General features: G+C 72.4%; 16 protein-coding genes and 1 tRNA gene. 9 read left to right on the top strand and 8 right to left on the bottom strand.

What is annotated here, in order from left to right:
- Positions 1–100 precede the first annotated feature (100 nt).
- Positions 101–1504: a cystathionine beta-synthase gene (locus VGO20_RS07470; protein WP_327501684.1), complete on the top strand. Its 1404-nt coding sequence runs from the start codon at positions 101–103 to the stop codon at positions 1502–1504.
- Positions 1501–2670: a trans-sulfuration enzyme family protein gene (locus tag VGO20_RS07465; protein WP_327501683.1), complete on the top strand. Its 1170-nt coding sequence runs from the start codon at positions 1501–1503 to the stop codon at positions 2668–2670. The genes VGO20_RS07470 and VGO20_RS07465 overlap by 4 nt, the downstream gene beginning before the upstream one ends.
- Positions 2671–2672: 2 nt before the next feature.
- Here VGO20_RS07465 and VGO20_RS07460 read toward each other — a convergent pair whose 3' ends face one another.
- The 3 genes from VGO20_RS07460 to VGO20_RS07450 all read right to left on the bottom strand — a co-directional run bounded on the left by VGO20_RS07460 (position 2673) and on the right by VGO20_RS07450 (position 5349).
- Positions 2673–3572: a Clp1/GlmU family protein gene (locus VGO20_RS07460; protein ID WP_327501682.1), complete on the bottom strand. Its 900-nt coding sequence runs from the start codon at positions 3570–3572 to the stop codon at positions 2673–2675.
- A gap of 13 nt (positions 3573–3585) precedes the next feature.
- Complete coding sequence (locus VGO20_RS07455; protein ID WP_327501681.1) at positions 3586–5058, bottom strand: ribonuclease J; 1473 nt, start codon at positions 5056–5058, stop codon at positions 3586–3588.
- A 205-nt stretch (positions 5059–5263) separates the two neighbouring features.
- A tRNA-Tyr gene (locus VGO20_RS07450) sits at positions 5264–5349 on the bottom strand.
- Positions 5350–5643: 294 nt separating this feature from the next.
- Here VGO20_RS07450 and VGO20_RS07445 point away from each other — a divergent pair.
- The 3 genes from VGO20_RS07445 to VGO20_RS07435 all read left to right on the top strand — a co-directional run bounded on the left by VGO20_RS07445 (position 5644) and on the right by VGO20_RS07435 (position 7303).
- Positions 5644–6588, top strand: coding sequence for a DMT family transporter (locus tag VGO20_RS07445; protein WP_327501680.1), 945 nt, complete (start codon positions 5644–5646; stop codon positions 6586–6588).
- A gap of 99 nt (positions 6589–6687) precedes the next feature.
- Positions 6688–6942 carry a type II toxin-antitoxin system RelE family toxin gene (locus VGO20_RS07440; protein WP_327501679.1) on the top strand — a complete coding sequence of 85 codons (255 nt, stop codon included), beginning with the start codon at positions 6688–6690 and terminating at the stop codon, positions 6940–6942.
- Entirely contained in the window at positions 6935–7303 is a 369-nt protein-coding gene (locus VGO20_RS07435; protein WP_327501678.1) for a helix-turn-helix domain-containing protein, read from the top strand. Before VGO20_RS07440 ends, VGO20_RS07435 begins: the two co-directional genes overlap by 8 nt.
- On the opposite strand, the gene VGO20_RS07430 is transcribed toward VGO20_RS07435, so the two are convergent.
- Genes VGO20_RS07430 through VGO20_RS07410 form a run of 5 tightly spaced genes read right to left on the bottom strand, consistent with a single transcriptional unit; the run spans position 7223 to position 12790 of the window.
- The gene (locus VGO20_RS07430; RefSeq protein ID WP_327501677.1) at positions 7223–8515 is read right to left on the bottom strand and encodes a dATP pyrophosphohydrolase; all 1293 of its coding nucleotides are present in this window, start codon (positions 8513–8515) and stop codon (positions 7223–7225) included. The genes VGO20_RS07435 and VGO20_RS07430 overlap by 81 nt on opposite strands.
- Positions 8512–9585 carry a glycosyltransferase family 4 protein gene (locus VGO20_RS07425; RefSeq protein ID WP_327501676.1) on the bottom strand — a complete coding sequence of 358 codons (1074 nt, stop codon included), beginning with the start codon at positions 9583–9585 and terminating at the stop codon, positions 8512–8514. The genes VGO20_RS07430 and VGO20_RS07425 overlap by 4 nt, the downstream gene beginning before the upstream one ends.
- Positions 9578–10765 carry a serine palmitoyltransferase gene (gene spt / locus VGO20_RS07420; protein ID WP_327501675.1) on the bottom strand — a complete coding sequence of 396 codons (1188 nt, stop codon included), beginning with the start codon at positions 10763–10765 and terminating at the stop codon, positions 9578–9580. The genes VGO20_RS07425 and spt overlap by 8 nt, the downstream gene beginning before the upstream one ends.
- Positions 10758–11018 carry an acyl carrier protein gene (locus tag VGO20_RS07415; RefSeq protein ID WP_327501674.1) on the bottom strand — a complete coding sequence of 87 codons (261 nt, stop codon included), beginning with the start codon at positions 11016–11018 and terminating at the stop codon, positions 10758–10760. The genes spt and VGO20_RS07415 overlap by 8 nt, the downstream gene beginning before the upstream one ends.
- Positions 11015–12790, bottom strand: a complete 1776-nt coding sequence (locus VGO20_RS07410; protein ID WP_327501673.1) for a fatty acyl-AMP ligase — start codon at positions 12788–12790, stop codon at positions 11015–11017. The genes VGO20_RS07415 and VGO20_RS07410 overlap by 4 nt, the downstream gene beginning before the upstream one ends.
- Before the next feature lie 243 nt (positions 12791–13033).
- Here VGO20_RS07410 and VGO20_RS07405 point away from each other — a divergent pair, with 243 nt between their 5' ends.
- From VGO20_RS07405 to VGO20_RS07390, 4 genes are all read left to right on the top strand, one after another.
- On the top strand, positions 13034–13813 hold the full coding sequence (locus VGO20_RS07405; RefSeq protein WP_327501672.1) for an SDR family NAD(P)-dependent oxidoreductase: 780 nt from the start codon (positions 13034–13036) through the stop codon (positions 13811–13813).
- Positions 13810–14511 (top strand): O-methyltransferase, encoded by a 702-nt coding sequence (locus tag VGO20_RS07400; protein ID WP_327501671.1) that lies wholly within the window; start codon positions 13810–13812, stop codon positions 14509–14511. The genes VGO20_RS07405 and VGO20_RS07400 overlap by 4 nt, the downstream gene beginning before the upstream one ends.
- A gap of 13 nt (positions 14512–14524) precedes the next feature.
- Positions 14525–15418, top strand: coding sequence for a LysR family transcriptional regulator (locus tag VGO20_RS07395; protein WP_327501670.1), 894 nt, complete (start codon positions 14525–14527; stop codon positions 15416–15418).
- A 132-nt stretch (positions 15419–15550) separates the two neighbouring features.
- Positions 15551–16156, top strand: a complete 606-nt coding sequence (locus VGO20_RS07390; RefSeq protein WP_327501669.1) for a cysteine hydrolase family protein — start codon at positions 15551–15553, stop codon at positions 16154–16156.
- Positions 16157–16178: the final 22 nt, after the last annotated feature.

Below are 16178 nucleotides of genomic sequence, written 5' to 3'. Positions count from 1 at the left end.
GCGCAGTGTGACGAAGTCGTGCGGTCGTGGCATAACGGAACGATGGATAGTCGAGAGGTCGGCCGCACGGAGGCCGACCCGGCGGAAGGGAGGACACCCCATGACCCCGAAGAAGTCGCACGAGCCCCCGGCGGCCGCGCGGCCGGGCGTGCTGTCGATGATCGGCGGCACGCCCATGGTCGAGATCACGGGAATCGACACCGGGCGGTGCCGGCTCTGGGTGAAGCTCGAGAGCCAGAACCCCGGCGGCTCCATCAAGGACAGGATCGCCCTGTCGATGATCGAGACGGCCGAGCGGGAAGGACGGCTGGCGCCGGGCGCCACGATCATCGAGGCCACGGCCGGCAACACGGGGTTAGGCCTGGCGCTGGTCGCCGCGCGCAAGGGCTACCGCCTCGTCCTCGTCGTGCCCGACAAGATGGCGCGCGAGAAGATCTTGCACCTGAAGGCGCTGGGCGCCGACGTGCGCATCACGCGTTCCGACGTCGGCAAGGGGCATCCCGAATACTACCAGGACATCGCGCACCGCCTCGCGGCGGAGATCCCCGACGCCTTCTACGTCAACCAGTTCGAGAACCCCGCCAATCCGCTCGCGCACGAGACCACGACCGGACCGGAGATCTGGCAGCAGATGGGCGGGCGGATCGACACCTTCGTGTGCGGCGTCGGCTCGGGCGGCACGCTGACCGGGATCGGCCGCTTCCTCAGGAAGGTGTCGCCGAAGACCGAGATCGTGCTGGCGGACCCCGCCGGATCGGTGCTCGCCCCGCTGGTGGAGTCCGGCAGGAAGGTCGAGGCCGGGTCCTGGGCGGTCGAGGGCATCGGCGAGGACTTCGTGCCGGCGAACTGCGACCTCAGCCTCGTGTCGCGGGCCTACACCATCACCGACCAGGAGAGCTTCGAGACCGCGCGTGACCTGCTGACGAAGGAGGGCATCCTCGCCGGCTCCTCGTCAGGCACGCTGGTCGCGGCGGCGCTGCGCTACTGCCGGGAGCAGACCGTCCCGCGCAACGTCGCGACCCTGATCTGCGACAGCGGCAACAAGTATCTCACCAAGGTCTTCAACGACTTCTGGCTGCTGGAACAGGGCTTCGTCCGCCGGCCCGAGCGCGGCACGGTGAGCGACCTCGTGACCCGGCGCTACGACCAGGGCGGCACGATCACGGTCGGTCCGGACGACACCCTGCGCACCGCCTACAGCCGCATGCGCGCCGCCGACGTTTCTCAGCTCCCGGTCGTCGAGGACGGAAGGATCGCCGGGCTGATCGACGAGAGCGACCTGCTGCGCCGCCTGCTCGCGGACGGCGACGGCGATCCCTTCGCGCGCCCCGTGTCCGACGCGATGGTCCGCCAGCTCCAGACCCTCGACGCCGGTGCGCCGATCGAGGCGCTCCACCCCGTCTTCGCCGCCGACCGCGTCGCCATCGTCACGGAAGGCGACCGTTTCCTGGGCCTCGTGACCCGGGTCGACCTGATCAACCACCTGCGTCTGAGGCAGTCATGAGCGCCGACACCCCGAACCGGCTCACCTTCGCCACCCGTACGATCCACGGCGGCCAGCACCCCGACCCGACCACCGGCGCGGTCATGGTGCCGATCTACGCGACCTCGACCTACGTCCAGGAGAGCCCGGGCGTCCACAAGGGGTACGAGTATTCCCGCTCGCAGAACCCGACGCGCATGGCGTTCGAGCGCTGCATCGCTGACCTGGAAGGCGGCGTGCGGGGCTTCGCCTTCGCCTCCGGCCTGGCGGCGATCGCGACCGTGCTCGAACTGCTGGACGCGGGCTCGCACATCGTCGCCGCCGACGACCTCTATGGTGGCTCCTACCGCCTGTTCGAGCGCGTGCGCCGGCGTACCTCCGGGCTCGACGTCACCTATGCCGACCTGTCCGACCCCTCGGCCCTGGAGCGCGCGGTGCGTCCCGATACGCGGCTGATCTGGGTCGAGACCCCGACCAACCCGATGCTGAAGCTCGCCGACCTGGAGGCGATCGCGACCTTCGCGCGCCGGCGCGGCATCCTCGCCGCCGCCGACAACACCTTCGCCAGCCCCTGGGTCCAGCGCCCGCTGGAAGTCGGGTTCGACATCGTCACCCACTCCACGACCAAGTACCTGAACGGGCATTCCGACATGGTCGGCGGGGCCGTCGTCGTACGCGACGAGGAACTGGGCGAGCGGCTCGCCTTCCTGCATAACGCCGTCGGCGCGATCTCGGGGCCGTTCGACAGCTTCCTGGCGCTGCGCGGGCTGAAGACGCTGGCGCTGCGCATGGAGCGGCACTGCACGAGCGCGCTGGAGATCGCGCGCTGGCTGGAGCGCCATCCCGGCGTGCGCCGCGTCTACTATCCCGGCCTGGAGAGCCATTCCCAGCACGCGCTGGCGAAGCGGCAGATGCACGGCTTCGGCGGCATCGTCTCGGTCGAGCTGAACGCCGGGCTGGACGGCACGAAGCGCATGCTGGAGCGGTGCGAGCTGTTCGCCCTGGCCGAGAGCCTGGGCGGCGTCGAGAGCCTGATCGAGCATCCCGCGATCATGACCCACGCCTCGCTGCCGCCGGAGAAGCGCCGCGAGCTCGGCATCCTCGACGGCTTCATCCGCATCTCCGTCGGCATCGAGGACACGGGCGACCTGCGCCGCGACCTGGAGAGCGCGCTGGCCGTGCTGTAGCGCTACGTCCCCACGCCGCGGGCGGAACTCCGGTCCTTGCGGCGGAAGGATCGGGGACGGATCTCGCCGAACTCCGCGTCGAGATGGAGCGTGCCGAGCTGCAGGACGGCCACCGCCGGGGCCGGAACGGCCGTGCGCAGCGCGGGGGGACCGTTCCGGTCGAGCAGCGCCAGGCCAAGCATCCGGCCGCCCGCGTCGCAGGCGGCGCACAGCAGGGAGGCGCCCGGTTCCGGCTCGGGAGCGGAGGCGGCGCGCTGCAGGGCGAGCGCGCGGGGGTCGAAGGCGAGGGTGGTGGCTCCCTCGAACGCCGCGGCGAATCCCGCGCGGCGCAGGGCGCGGCGACGAGCGGCGCTTTTTCGCCGGGCGGCCGGCGACGGCGCCAGGATCAGCGCCGGGACGTGCCGGTTGGCGTCGAGCAGGGGGGCCAGCTCGCCCGCGCGCTCGATCGCCACGATCAGCTCGGGGCGCACCGCCTCGACGAGATGGTCGGTCAGCAGCCGGCCGGGGCCGGTCACGAGGCCGGCGGTGTTGACCAGGACCAGGTCGGCCGCGGCATCCTCGACGAGGCGCATGGTCCCCGCCACCAGCGGGAGGAAATGGCCGGCCGGGTCGGGGCTGCCGACGAAACCCAGGGCCACCGCCGGCGGGTCCGGGCGACCCGGCATCGGATAGCCGAGGCCGACCGTCGCCGGAGGCCCGATCCACTTCTGGCCGGGATCGGCGTCGACCGCGGCCACCGTCCTGCCGGCGTCGGCGAGGGCGGAGGCCGCGAAGCGGCAGAAACTGGTCTTGCCGGTATCCGTCGCCCCCAGCAGCAGGACCGTCCGGGCGCCGCGGTCGAGGACCGCCGCCAGGGCATCGGCCCATCGCGGCGGCACGTCGACGGCGGGCGTCTGCGCCATGGCGCCCAGGCGCTCAGGCGGCTTGGCGGACCTCGGCGGATTCCGGCTCGGGGTTCCAGGGCATCAGGTGCCGGCCGTCGTCGGCCAGGAGCCGCGTCTCGACCGCGCCGACCACGGCGGTGCCGCTCGCGGCGATCCGGATCACGTCGCCGTCCTCGGGCACCAGCGCCCGCTCGACCCCGCAGGTCCGCGCGAGGCGCGCATGCGCCTCGAGATGCGTGATCGTGCCGTGGACCGGGATCGCGAAGCGCGGCCGCACCAGGCCGTACATCCGTCTCAGGTCGTCGCGCGCGGGATGGCCCGAGACATGGATCGGCGCATCGTTCGGGGTCACGATCTCGACCCCGCGCCGTGCGAGCAGGGTCTGGATGCGCTCGATCGACTCCTCGTTGCCGGGGATGGCCCGGGCCGAGAAGATCGCCGTGTCGCCCGTGACCAGTTTCAGGCTGCGGTGGTCGCCATGCGCGATCCGGCTCAGCGCCGCGCGCTCCTCGCCCTGGCTGCCGGTGCACATCAGCACGAGATTGCGCCGCGGAGTGCGGGTCGCCTCGTCGAGGCTGAGGAACTCCGGCACGCCGTCCAGATGCCCGGTCGCGCGCGCCGCCTGCTCCATGCGGATCAGCGACCGGCCGGCGAGCACGACCTGGCGGTCGTTCGCCGCCGCGGCCGCCGCGACCGCCTTCATGCGGGCGACGTTGCTCGCGAAGCCGGTGACGGCGATGGCGCCCTTGCGGCCGGCGAAGGTCTCGATCAGCCCGGCCAGCGCGGTCTGCTCGGACTTCGTGCTGCCCTCGACGTCCGCGTTGGTGCTGTCGCAGGTCATGGCGAGCACGCCCTCGTCCCCGAGCCGCCGCAGCGCCTCGACGTCGGTCGGCTCGCCGACCAGGGGAGCCGCGTCGAACTTCCAGTCGCCGGTGTGCAGGACCGTCCCGGCGGGCGTGCGGATCGCCAGCGCCACCGGTTCCGGGATCGAGTGGGTGACCGCGATCGTCTCGACGTCGAAAGGACCGACCTCGAAGCGGCTGCCGATCTCGAAGGTGCGGATGCGCACCTCGCGGGCCGTCCCCGCCTCGACGAAGCGCTGGCGCAGGATGTGCGCCGCGAAGGGGCTGGCGTGGATCGGGCAGTTGAGGCGCGGCCACAGGTGGTGGATCGCGCCGACATGGTCCTCATGGGCATGGGTCACGACGATGCCGACGACGTCGTCCAGGCGTTCCTCGATGAAGTGCGGGTCGGGCATCAGCGAGTTGATGCCCGGCGCCTCCTCGCCCGGGAACGCCACGCCGGCGTCCACGATCAGCCATTTGCCGGCATGGCCGTACAGCGCCATGTTCATGCCGATGCGCGCGCAGCCGCCGAGCGGCAGGAACAGGATCTCGTCCGCGCCCGGAACCGGGCCCGAAGGGATGCGGCGCGTCTCGGGTGCGCTCGCGACGGGGCGGCGGCCGCCGCGGTTGCGCGGCCGCCGGTTGGGATTGAATGCCATTGAGCGTGTCGTCTCTTTCTCGTACTTCTCGACGCCGTCCCTGGGAACACCGCTCGCGCGGGGGTCCTCCGAGGCGTCCGGCTGCGCGATGCAGCGCTCGGACGCCGGGTGGCGGGGAAGACGGTCGCCACCGGAATCTCTGTTGGAAGAAGCGATCGGAACCGCGAGGTAACGGCGCGCCGCCGTCTCGTCCGCGGGATCGCACTGGTGGAGGGGGCTGGATTCGAACCAGCGTACGCTGTCGCGGGCAGATTTACAGTCTGCTGCCTTTAACCACTCGGCCACCCCTCCGGCACCCGTGCCGGGGAAGGGTTGCTCGTTTACCAGGGCCCCGGGCCTTTTGCAATCGTCCAGTCCGTCGTGTTGTGGCGGCGCCGTCGCCGGCTGCCTGCCTCGTGAATTGAAGATGGTGTCCCCAGGCGCCGCCTGCAAGTGCAGGAGGGCCGCGCGACCGCCGATTGTCCCGACGATCGCGTCGCCGCAAGAAACGGAGTGCCGCCCCCCTGCGGCGGTGCTAGACACCGCGTCGGGATCGCATCGCGACGCGGGGGGAGCGCAGGCATGGCAGGGCCGGTGGCGAGAAGGATGGGGGCGTCCGAATGGTTCCTGCTGCTGGCCCTGTCCGTGCTGTGGGGCGGGGCGTTCTTCTTCGGCAAGGTCGCCGTCGGCGAGTTGCCGCCGTTGACGGTCGTGCTCGGGCGGGTCTCCCTCGCCGCGGTGGCGCTGGTCGCGGTCGTCCATGCGCTCGGCGGGCGGATGCCGCGGGACCTGCGGGTCTGGGGCGCGTTCCTCGTCATGGGCGCGATCAACAACGTGATCCCCTTCAGCCTGATCTTCTGGGGTCAGACGCAGATCGCGAGTGGTCTCGCCTCCATCCTGAACGCGACGACGCCGCTGTTCGCGGTCGTCTTCGCCCATGTACTGACGCGGGACGAGCGGATGACCCCGGCGCGCCTCGTCGGGGTCGCGGTCGGGATCGGCGGCGTCGTCGCGATGATCGGCCCGCAGGCGCTGGACGGGCTCGGCACGGACGTGCTGGCGCAGGCGGCCTGCCTCGGGGCGAGCGCCGTCTACGCGCTGGCCGGGATCTACGGGCGCCGCTTCAAGGCGATGGGCGTCCCGCCGCTGGTCATCGCGGCGGGGCAGGTGACCTGCTCGAGCGTGCTGATGCTGCCGCTCGTGCTGCTGGTCGACCGGCCCTGGACGCTCGCGATGCCGAGCCCGGCCGCCTGGGGCGCGCTGGTCGGGCTGGCGCTCGCCTGCACGGCGCTGGCCTACGTGATCTTCTTCCGCGTCCTCGCCACGGCCGGGGCGACCAACCTGCTGCTCGTCACCTTCCTGATCCCGGTCAGCGCGATCCTGCTCGGCACGCTGGTGCTGGGCGAACGCCTCGAACCCCGCCATTTCGTCGGCATGGCCCTGATCGCCCTCGGCCTCGCCGCGATCGACGGCCGCCTGCCCGCGGCCCTGCGCAGCTTGGCGGGATGGGGTGCCGGTGCCAGGGCGACGGGCGGGCAGGGTGAGGAATGAGGCTCGATGGGGATCTCTCTGGCCATATAGCAGTATGCTATGCTGTGATATAGCCACGGGGCTTGCCAACTGGCGCCATTCTCCCGTATATCTGGTGCCGTGCATGCGATCCGTTATACTGCTGCGGCCTTGAAGACGCTCCGCCGGTTGCCGCGCAACACGGCCGAACTGATCCGCTTCAAAGTGCAGGAAGTCGCAGCGAACCCGGCCGAGGCTCGGAACGTCAAGAAGCTGAAGGGACGCGATGCCTGCCGGCTTCGGGTCGGTGATTGGCGAATCGTCTACAAAGTCGATGATGGCGAGCTGGTCCTGATCGTGATCGAAGTCGGGCCGAGAGGAGGTGTCTATGGCTGACACGGCGCAAATCATCCGTGATGCCGACGGCAAGCCAGCCTTCGCGGTGCTGCCGTATGACGAGTACGAGCGGTTGCTCGATGCGGCCGATGAGGCAGCTGCCGGCCGGGCGTACGATGTCTATGAGGCCACGTCACCGGAGACGTTCCCGGACGATGTCGCCGGACGTCTGATTTCCGGCGAAGCTGCCATGAGGGTGTTCCGCGAGTACCGCGGGCTCACTCAGAAGCAACTCGCCGAAGCGGCCGGGATCAATCAAGTCTACGTCTCCCAAATAGAATCAGGTGCCCGCTCCGGTTCGGTCGACGTGATGAAGCGGATCGCCGATGCCCTGCGCGTCGACCTCGATGCCATTGTCTGAGCGGGTTGCGGCGGGTGCTCGCGCCGCTGCCGCAACGTCCTGCGGGCGCATCCCGGCAACAGCCTCCTGGACCAGGGTCTTCTCGTACAGGCGGTAGGTCTTGTACGGCCGGGCGCCCATCGCCTCCAGCACGTGGCGCAGCGGACGGTTGTCCTCCAGCACCCAGGACAGCTCGGCGCGCTCCATGCCGCGCCGCCGGCAGGCCGCGCGCACGGCCTCGAACATCCCGAACATCGCCGCCGCACCCACCGCGCTCGCGTGGTGCCGCCGGCGCAGGCCCATCAGCGGCACCCGGGCGGAGAGGATGCGCCCCGCCCGCAGGCGCCACAGCAGCTTCGCCCAGCCCAGCGGCAGCAGCGTGCCGCCGAGATCCCCGATCGCCTCGTTCAGGTTGGGCAGCGCGATCATCATCGCCGCGGGCTCGCCGTCGATCTCGGCGATCGCCACCAGGTCCTCGGCGATCAGGGGGCGGAGGCTGCGCGCGAGATGGTCCAGCCGGTCGCCCGCCAGCGGCACGAAGCCCCAGTTGCCGGCCCAGGCGTCGTTGAAGACGTCGACCACGGTCCGGATCTCCTCGGCGTAGCGGTCGAGCCGCAGCGGACGGACGACCAGGCCCTGCGCGCGCGACGCGCGTTCCAGCAGGCGGCGCCCGCGCTCGGGCAGCGCGTCCCCGATCCGGGCCTCGTAGGCCAGCAGGTCCTTGGCGCCGGCATAGCCGGCGGCGGCCAGGTGCCGGCCGTAATGGGGCCGGGCATGGCCCATCATCAGCATGGGCGGGCTGTCGAAGCCGTCGACGAGCAGCCCGCACTCGTCGTTGATCGACGGGCTGAACGGGCCGCGCACGCGCGCCATGCCCCTTCGCGCCAGCCAGGCTTCCGCCGTCGCCAGCAGGGCCGCGAAGACCTCCGCGTCGTCCTCGGCGTCGAGGAAGCCGAAATGCCCCGTCGCGTCGCGGTGCCGGGCGAGCGCCAGGGCGTCGACCTGGGCGCTGATCCGCCCCACCGGTCTGTTACCGCGCAGCGCCAGCCACAGCCGCGCCTCGGCGTCGCGGAAATAGGGGTTGGTCCGCGGGGCGAGGGTGCGGCGGACCATCAGGTCCAGCGGCGGGACGTAGCAGGGATCGTCGCGCAACAGCCGGCGCGGCAGCTCCACGAAGCCGGAAAGCAGCCGCCGCCCCTCCACGGGGACCACCCGCAGCGCGGCCGGGGTCATGCCCGGTCCCCACAGGCGGGCGATGCCGGGGCCGTCCCGCGCAGGCCGGCCCGCGCCGCGCCCACGGGATGCAGCAGCTCGACGAAGCGGGTGACGCAGGTCTCCCAGTCGTAGGCGAGCGCGTGTTGCCGGCAGCGCTCGCGCGGGATCGCGAGCGCCCCCCGGGCCGCCCTGCCCAGATCCTCGTCGAGCACCCCGGGTCCCTCCCGCCCGATGATGTCGAGCGGGCCGGTGACCGGGTATGCGGCGACCGGCAGGCCGGAGGCCAGCGCTTCCAGCAGGACCAGGCCGAAGGTGTCGGTCCGGCTCGGGAACACGAACGCGTCGCTCCCGGCGTAATGCCGGGCGAGGTCCTCGCCGCGCAGCGTGCCCGTGAACACCGCCTCCGGATGGCGCCGGCGCAGGTCGGCAAGCAGCGAGCCGTCGCCCACCACCAGCTTCGTGCCTTCCAGCGGCAGGCGCAGGAAGTCCTCCACGCTCTTTTCCGGTGCGATGCGGCCGACATGCAGCCAGATCGGGCGCGGGTAGGGCAGCGCCGCGTCGGCGCGCGGCCGGAACAGCTCGGTGTCGACCCCGCGGGTCCAGGCGGCCAGGTTCGTGAAGCCGCGCTCCGCCAGCTCGGCCCTTAGCGAGGCCGTACCGACCATCAGCGCCGCCGCGGGCCGGTGGAAGCGGCGCAGCAGCGGATACGTCCAGGCGGCCGGTATCCGCATCCGGGCATGGATCGCCTCCGGGAAGCGGGTGGTGAAGGACGTGGTGAAGGGCAACTCCCGGCGCAGGCAGTAGCGGCGCGCCGCGAAGCCCAGCGGCCCCTCGGTCGCGACGTGGATCGCGTCGGGGCGGAATTCGTCGAGCCGGCGGGCGAGTTGCCGGTAGGGCGCCACCGCGAGCCGGATGCCGGGATCGGTCGGGCACTCGATGGTGGCGAAGCCGGGCGGGGTGATCAGGATCACGTCATGGCCCCGGCGGCGCAGCCGCTCGCTCACCTGCGTGAAGGTCCGCGTCACCCCGTTGGTCGGCGGGTCGCAGGCGTCGGAGACGATGGCTATCCGCATCGCGGCGTCAGCCACGCGCCACCTCCGCGAAGCTGCGGCAGATCCGGTCGATCTGGTCCGGCGTGTGCGCGGCGCTGACGCTACAGCGCAGCAGATAGGTGCCGTGGGGCGTGCCCGGAGGAAGCGCCAGGTTGACGTAGACCCCGCGCTCCAGCAGGCCGCGCCAGCAGGCGGCCAGCGTCTCCTCGTCGGGCATCCGGACCGCGACAATGGGGCCCGGCGGGGCCGCGAGGTCGAGGCCAAGGGCGGCCAGCCCGGCATGGAGCCGGGCCGCGTTGTCCCAGAGGCGGCGGCGCAGGTCCTCGCCCTCGTCGATCAGGTCGAGCGCCGCGAGGGCCGCGGCCGCGATCGGCGGCGCCGGCGAGGCGGAGAAGACGTAGGGCCGGCTCGAATAGCGCAGCAGGTCGAGGCCCGGTCGGCTCGACACGCAGAAGCCGCCGGTGGTGCCGACGCTCTTGCTGAAGGTGCCGACGATGAAATCGGCTTCGTCGCCGCAGCCCGTCGCGTCCGCCAGGCCCCGACCCTTCGCGCCCAGCACGCCGAAGGAATGGGCCTCGTCCACCACCAGCACCGCCCCGTGCCGGCGCTTGACCTCGACGATCCCGGGCAGCGGCGCGCAGTCGCCGAGCATGCTGTAGATGCCCTCCACCGCGATGACGACGAGGCCGGGCGGCGAGGAGCGGGACAGCCGGGTCAGCCGCCGGTCCAGGTCGGCGCAGTCATTGTGGCGGAAGCGCACCATGGTGGCGCCGCTGAGCCGGCAGCCGTCATAGATGCAGGCATGGGCGTCGGCATCGATCAGCACCGTGTCGCCGGGGCCGAGCAGGGCGGAGAAGACGCCGAGATTGGCGAGATAGCCGGTGCTGAACACGATCGCGCCCGCGACGTCGAACAGCTCGGCCAGGCGGCGTTCCAGGCGTCTGTGCAGGGCGTGGGTCCCGTTGGCGACGCGCGAGCCCGTGGTGCCGGTGCCGGACGTCGCGGCGGCCTCGCGCGCGGCCTCCACGCATTCCCGCGCGAAGCTGAGGCCGAGATAGTTGTTGGTGCCGGCCAGCAGGATCGGACGGCCGTCGACGATCGCCTCGGTCGGCGAGATCACGCGGTCCAGGCAGACCCCGAACGGGTTGGCGCCCTCGGCCACGAGATGGCGCCGGCCCTCGACCAGGGCGGCCAGCCGGCCGGACAGGTCAAGCATGCTCCTCCTCCCGGATCGTGGCGACGCGGGTGGCCAGGTCGCCGACGGTATGGATCTCCGCGAGCAGGTTGAGCGGCAGGACGATGTCGAAGCGGTCCTCGATCGCGGCGGCCAGTTCCATGACCGCCAGCGAGTCCAGGGCCAGGTCCTCGCGCATCGACGTCGAGGACGTCAGCTCGATCCCCTGGCGGTTGAACGGGCGGAGCAGCGTCCGGATCCCGTCCAGCGTGTCGTCGGGCGTGTTCGCGGTCATGGGAGCTGCCTCGGTTGGAGAGCCGCCGGCTCGAGGTCGTCGAAGGGCTCGAAGCGGCCGGACAGGTACAGCGCGCGGGCCGTACTGCGGCTGAGCTTGCCCGACGTCGTCCTGGGCAGGCTGCGCGGCGGCACCGGGACGACGCGGCAGTCGAGGCCGGTCGCCCGCCTCAGCGCCCTGCGGGCCTCCTCGGCGAGCCCCCGCCTCGACGCGGGGTCGCCGGAACGGCACTGGATCAGCACCACGACCCGTTCGCGGCCGTCCGGGGCGATCGCCCCGAAGGCTGCGCAGCCCTGCCTGCGCAGGCCGGGGACCGCCTCGGCGACGACCGCCTCCAGGTCCTGCGGGCAGACGTTGCGGCCGTTGACGACGATCGTGTCCTTCGAGCGGCCGACCACGACCAGCTCGTCCTCGCACAGGTAGCCGAGGTCGCCGGTGTCGAGCCAGCCGTCGGCGTCGAGCACCGCCGCCGTCGCGTCGGGATCGCCGAAATATCCGCGCATCACGCTGGGCCCGCGGACCAGGATGCGGCCGACGCGGCGCGGCGGCGCCGGGGCTCCGGCGGGGTCCGCGATCCGCACTTCCTGGCCATCCAGCGGTCGGCCGCACCGCGCCAGGAGGCGGGCGCCGTCCCCGGCCGCGGGCTCGGCGGCTCCGCGGCTCCACAGGGCGTCGCGCTCGACGGCGTCGGTGCGCAGCCCGCGGTCCAGCGGGGCGAAGGCGACCCCCAGCGTCGATTCCGCCAGCCCGTAGCTGGCGACGACCGCCGAGCGGCGGAAGCCGGCCGGCGCGAAACATGCCGCGAAGGCCTCCATGACCTCGGCCGACACCATCTCGCCGCCCACGCCGGCGACCCGCCAGGACCGCAGGTCGAGATCGGGCGGCGGCTGCGGGCCGGACCGGCTGCGGGCGAGGTCGTAGCCGAAGCACGGCGCGTAGGAGATCGTCGCCCGGTTGCGCGACATCAGCTGCAGCCACAGCATGGGACGCCGCGCGAAGGTCTCGGGCGCCATCAGGTCGATCGAGCGCTGCCCCGCCAACGCCGCCAGGACGGTGCCGACCAGCCCCATGTCGTGGTAGAGCGGCAGCCAGGTCGCTACCCGGTCGTCGGGGCGGAGGTCGAGCGCCGCCGTGATCGCCCGGCAGTTGCTCATCAGCGCGCCATGGGTCACCGCGACCCCGCGCGGGAAGCTGGTGCTGCCGGAGGAATACTGGATGTAGCAGCAGTCCCCGGGGGCCGGGCGGGCCGGCTCGCGATCGGCTTCGGGCGCCGCGTCGAGGTCGCTCCAGCCCAGCTCGAGCATGCCCGGGACGGGCACGTCGCCGTCCGCGAACAGCCGTTCGCCCGGGCCCAGCAGCAGCGCCGCGCCGCAATGGCCGAGCTGGCGCGCGACCAGGCGCAGATGGGCGTCGCGCGAGGGGCAGGCGGCGGGGACCGGCAGCGGCACCGGGACCAGCCCGGCGACGACGCAGCCGAGGAACGCGCTCAGGAAGCCCGGCGAGGTCTCCGCCACCAGCCCGACCCGGTCGCCGGGCGCGAGGCCCAGCCCGCCGAGGCGGCGCGCCTGCCGATGGGCGTCGTCCCGCAGCCGGGCGAAGCTCAGCACGGCCTCGACCCGTCCCCTCGTGTCGTGGAAGGTGCAGCCGGTGCGTCCGCGCGCGGCATAGTCGAGGGCCTCGGTCAGCACGTCGAACCGACCCCGCCGCAGCACGATCGCGGATGCCGTCGGAAGCGGTGCCGGCGACAGGTCGGTTCGATCCAGGCTGTCCAAGCTCGCCTCCTTCACGGCCGGGGCTCCGCGGGGCGCGTTCCTTCCGCGCCGTTCCCGGTGCGGTCCTCCCGATCGGAAGCGGTAGTTGCCGAGTAGGGGTGAGGGTTCGTGGTACCGATCTGCGCCACTCGGAAATCCTTGGGCCGATTCAACGGGTTATTCAGAGGAGAACACCGTCTCCGCAACGCCCTTGCGCCGTTTTCCCTGTTTGAAACGACCGGATCGATAACTCGTTGCACGGTAATGTCCCTTCCGCCGAACACTCCCCGCACGATCCTGATAACGGGCGCCAGCAGCGGCATCGGCGCCGCGCTGGCCCGTGCCTATGCCGGGCCGGGCGTGCTCCTCGCGCTGGGCGGACGCGACGCCGCGCGCCTGGAGGGCGTCGCCGCCGATTGCGCGGCGAAGGGAGCGCAGGTCGACGCGCGTCCGGTGGACGTTACCGACCGCGCCGCCATGGCGGGCTGGATCGCGGCGGCCGACGGGCGGCGTCCGCTCGACCTCGTGATCGCGAATGCCGGGATCGCGCGGGGCGTGTCCGAGGGGCCCGGGGACTTCGACCTCGTGCGCACGATCATCGATGTGAACCTGGTCGGCACCTTGAACACGCTGGAGCCGGCCCTGTCCGGCATGCGGGCGCGCCGGCGCGGGCAGGTGGCGCTGATGAGTTCGCTCGCCGCCCTGCGCGGCATGCCGGGTGCTCACGGCTACTGCGCCAGCAAGGCCGCCGTGAAGGCCCTGGCGGAAGGGTTGCGGGCGCCGCTGCGGGCCGAGGGCGTGTCGATCAACGTGATCCTGCCGGGCTTCGTGCGCACGCCCATGAACGAGGGGCAGGGGTTCCCGACGCCCTTGCGGCTGGAGGCGGACCGCGCCGCGCGGCTGATCCGCCGGGAACTGGAGCGCGACCGGCCGGTGATTGCGTTCCCGCGCCGGCTGGCCTGGGCTGCGCGGGTTCTGGGAATGGCCCCCGCGCTGGCGGATGCGCTGGCGATGCGGGTCGCGGGCATGGGGGGACGCGGATGAATTCTCTTTCCGACGAGGACGTCGGGCCGGAGGCCGGCCATCGCCCCGGCGGCGCGTCGCGGCGGTGGGCGCTCTATCTGCGCAGCCTCGCCTCGATGCGCGACCCGGTCGGGTTGGTGGCACTCGACCTGCCGTGGTGGGCCTTCGCCGCGACCTCGCATGTCGAGGCCTTCCTGGCGCGGCGCGGCGGGGCGGCCGTGGCCTTCGAGTACGGACCCGGCGCCAGCACGGTCTGGTTGGCCCGCCGCTGCGCCCGCGTCGCCTTCGTCGAGCACGATGCGCGCTGGTGGGACACCATCCACGGCCTGACCGCCGGCCTCGCCAACGCCCGGGGCGCGCTGGTCGAGCCGGTCGCCGCCGTGCCCGGCGCCGAGGCCTGCCGGTCGGGGCGCCTCGGCCATCGCGGCTACGACTACGCGCCCTATGTCGAGGCGATCCGGTCGGCGGGCGGCCCGTTCGACATCGTCGTGATCGACGGCCGTGCCCGCGCGGCCTGCCTGCGCGAGGCGATCGCCCATCTGGCGCCGGACGGGATCATCCTGTTCGACAATTCCGGCCGGTGGCGCTACCGGCGCCCGATCGCCGAGAGCGGCCTCGCCGTCCAGCACTTCCGCGGCCTGACCCCGGCCGCGCCCTATCCGACGCAGACCTCCGTGCTGTCGGTCCCGAAGGCTCGTGGAGGCCAGCGGGAGAATTGAGTAGTCTCCCGCGATGGCCGACCGCGTTCGCACGATGCCCCTGGACTGGGAGGACTTGCGCTATTTCACCGAACTGGCGCGCTCGGGGACGCTTTCCGCGGCGGCCAGGGCGCTGAAGGTCCACCATGCCACCGTTTCGCGGCGCCTCGAACGCCTGGAGGCCATGCTCGGCGCCAGCCTGTTCGACCGCCGCGCCCATGGCTACGTGCTGACCGCCGAAGGCGAGGCTGTCCTCGGCGAGGCCCTGGCGATGCGCGAGGCCGCCGAAACCATCCGGAGCCGGCGTGGCGACGATGCCGGCATCGGCGGGCTCGTCCGGTTGACCGCCACGCGCACCCTGGCCGACATGTGGCTGGTCCCGCGCCTGGAGGGGCTCCACCGCCGGCATCCCGCTCTCGACCTGGAACTGCTGACCGACTCGCGCAACATGAGCCTCGCCTGGCGGGAGGCGGACATCGCGCTGCGGTTGAGGCGGCCCGGCGACGGCGACCTGGTCGCCCGCCGCGTCGCCGTCCTGGGATTCGGCTGCTATTCCAGCCCGCAGACCGCGGAGCGCCTGCGCGCCGGCGAGGAGCCGGCGTTCGTCGGCTACGACGACGACCCCAACCCGGAGGCGGCGTGGCTTCGAGGCGTCGTGAAGGGGCGGCGTATCGCGTTCCGCAGCAACAGCCAGTTCTCCCAGCTCGCCGCCGCGCAGGCGGGCTTCGGCGTCGCCATCCTGCCGCATTATCTTGCCGCCGGCCGTCCCGGGCTTGTTCCGGTGCGGCTCGATCTCCAGCCGCCCGAGCGCGAGGTCTGGATGCTGGTGCGCCGCGACCTGTCCAGGACGCCGCGCATCCGCGCGGTCATCGACCACCTGATCGAGGCGTTCGAGGCCGACCGTTCCTCGCTCCTGGGCTGCCGCTGACGGTCGTCCCGCCCTGTGCGGAAATTCACCGCGGCCGGGAAATAACGTGCGATTTTCATCGGCGGGCATTTGCCCTTACATCGGGGTCGCGGCTTTCCCGAGCGGAGGCCGGAACCCGAGAGGAGCGCGACCATGTCCGACCGTCCCAAGACCCTTCTGCAGCATGCCGGTGTCCCCTCCACTCCTGGTCGGCTCGGCGACGCCGTCGTCGTCCTCGTCGATTTCCAGATGGAATACGTCGGCGGCGCGCTGAGGCTGGTCGGCGTCGATGCGGCGGTGGCCCAGGCGGCAAAGCTTCTGCGCCTCGCCCGGGAGACGGGGACTCCGGTGTTCCACGTCGTCCACCACGGGCGGGCCGGCGGAGCGCTGTTCGATCCGGAAGGGCCGCATTGCGCCATCGTCCCGGACCTCGCGCCGGCCGGCGACGAAGCCGTGATCCGCAAGACGCTGCCGAACGCCTTCGCCGGAACCGACCTTGCCGACCGCATCGACGCCACCGGCCGCAAGGATCTGATCCTTGCCGGCTTCATGACCCACATGTGCGTCGCCGCCACCGCCCGGGCAGCGCTCGACCTCGGCTATCGCGGCACCGTCGTCGCCGGCGCGACCGCGACGCGCGACCTGCCGGACCCGCTCGGCGGCGTCGTTCCGGCCGACGCGGTCCACCGCGCCACCCTGGCCGCGCTGGCCGACCGGTTCGCGGTCGTCGTGACCGACGCGGCGGCGCTAGCATCCTGAGGCCCGGCAGCGGCCGGAGGGG

This window comes from Arenibaculum sp., assembly GCF_035998295.1.
Taxonomy (GTDB): Bacteria; Pseudomonadota; Alphaproteobacteria; order Azospirillales; family Azospirillaceae; genus DASYHS01.
The sequence above is the reverse complement of the archived record's forward strand: the minus strand, read 5'-3'. Positions and strand labels throughout refer to the sequence as shown.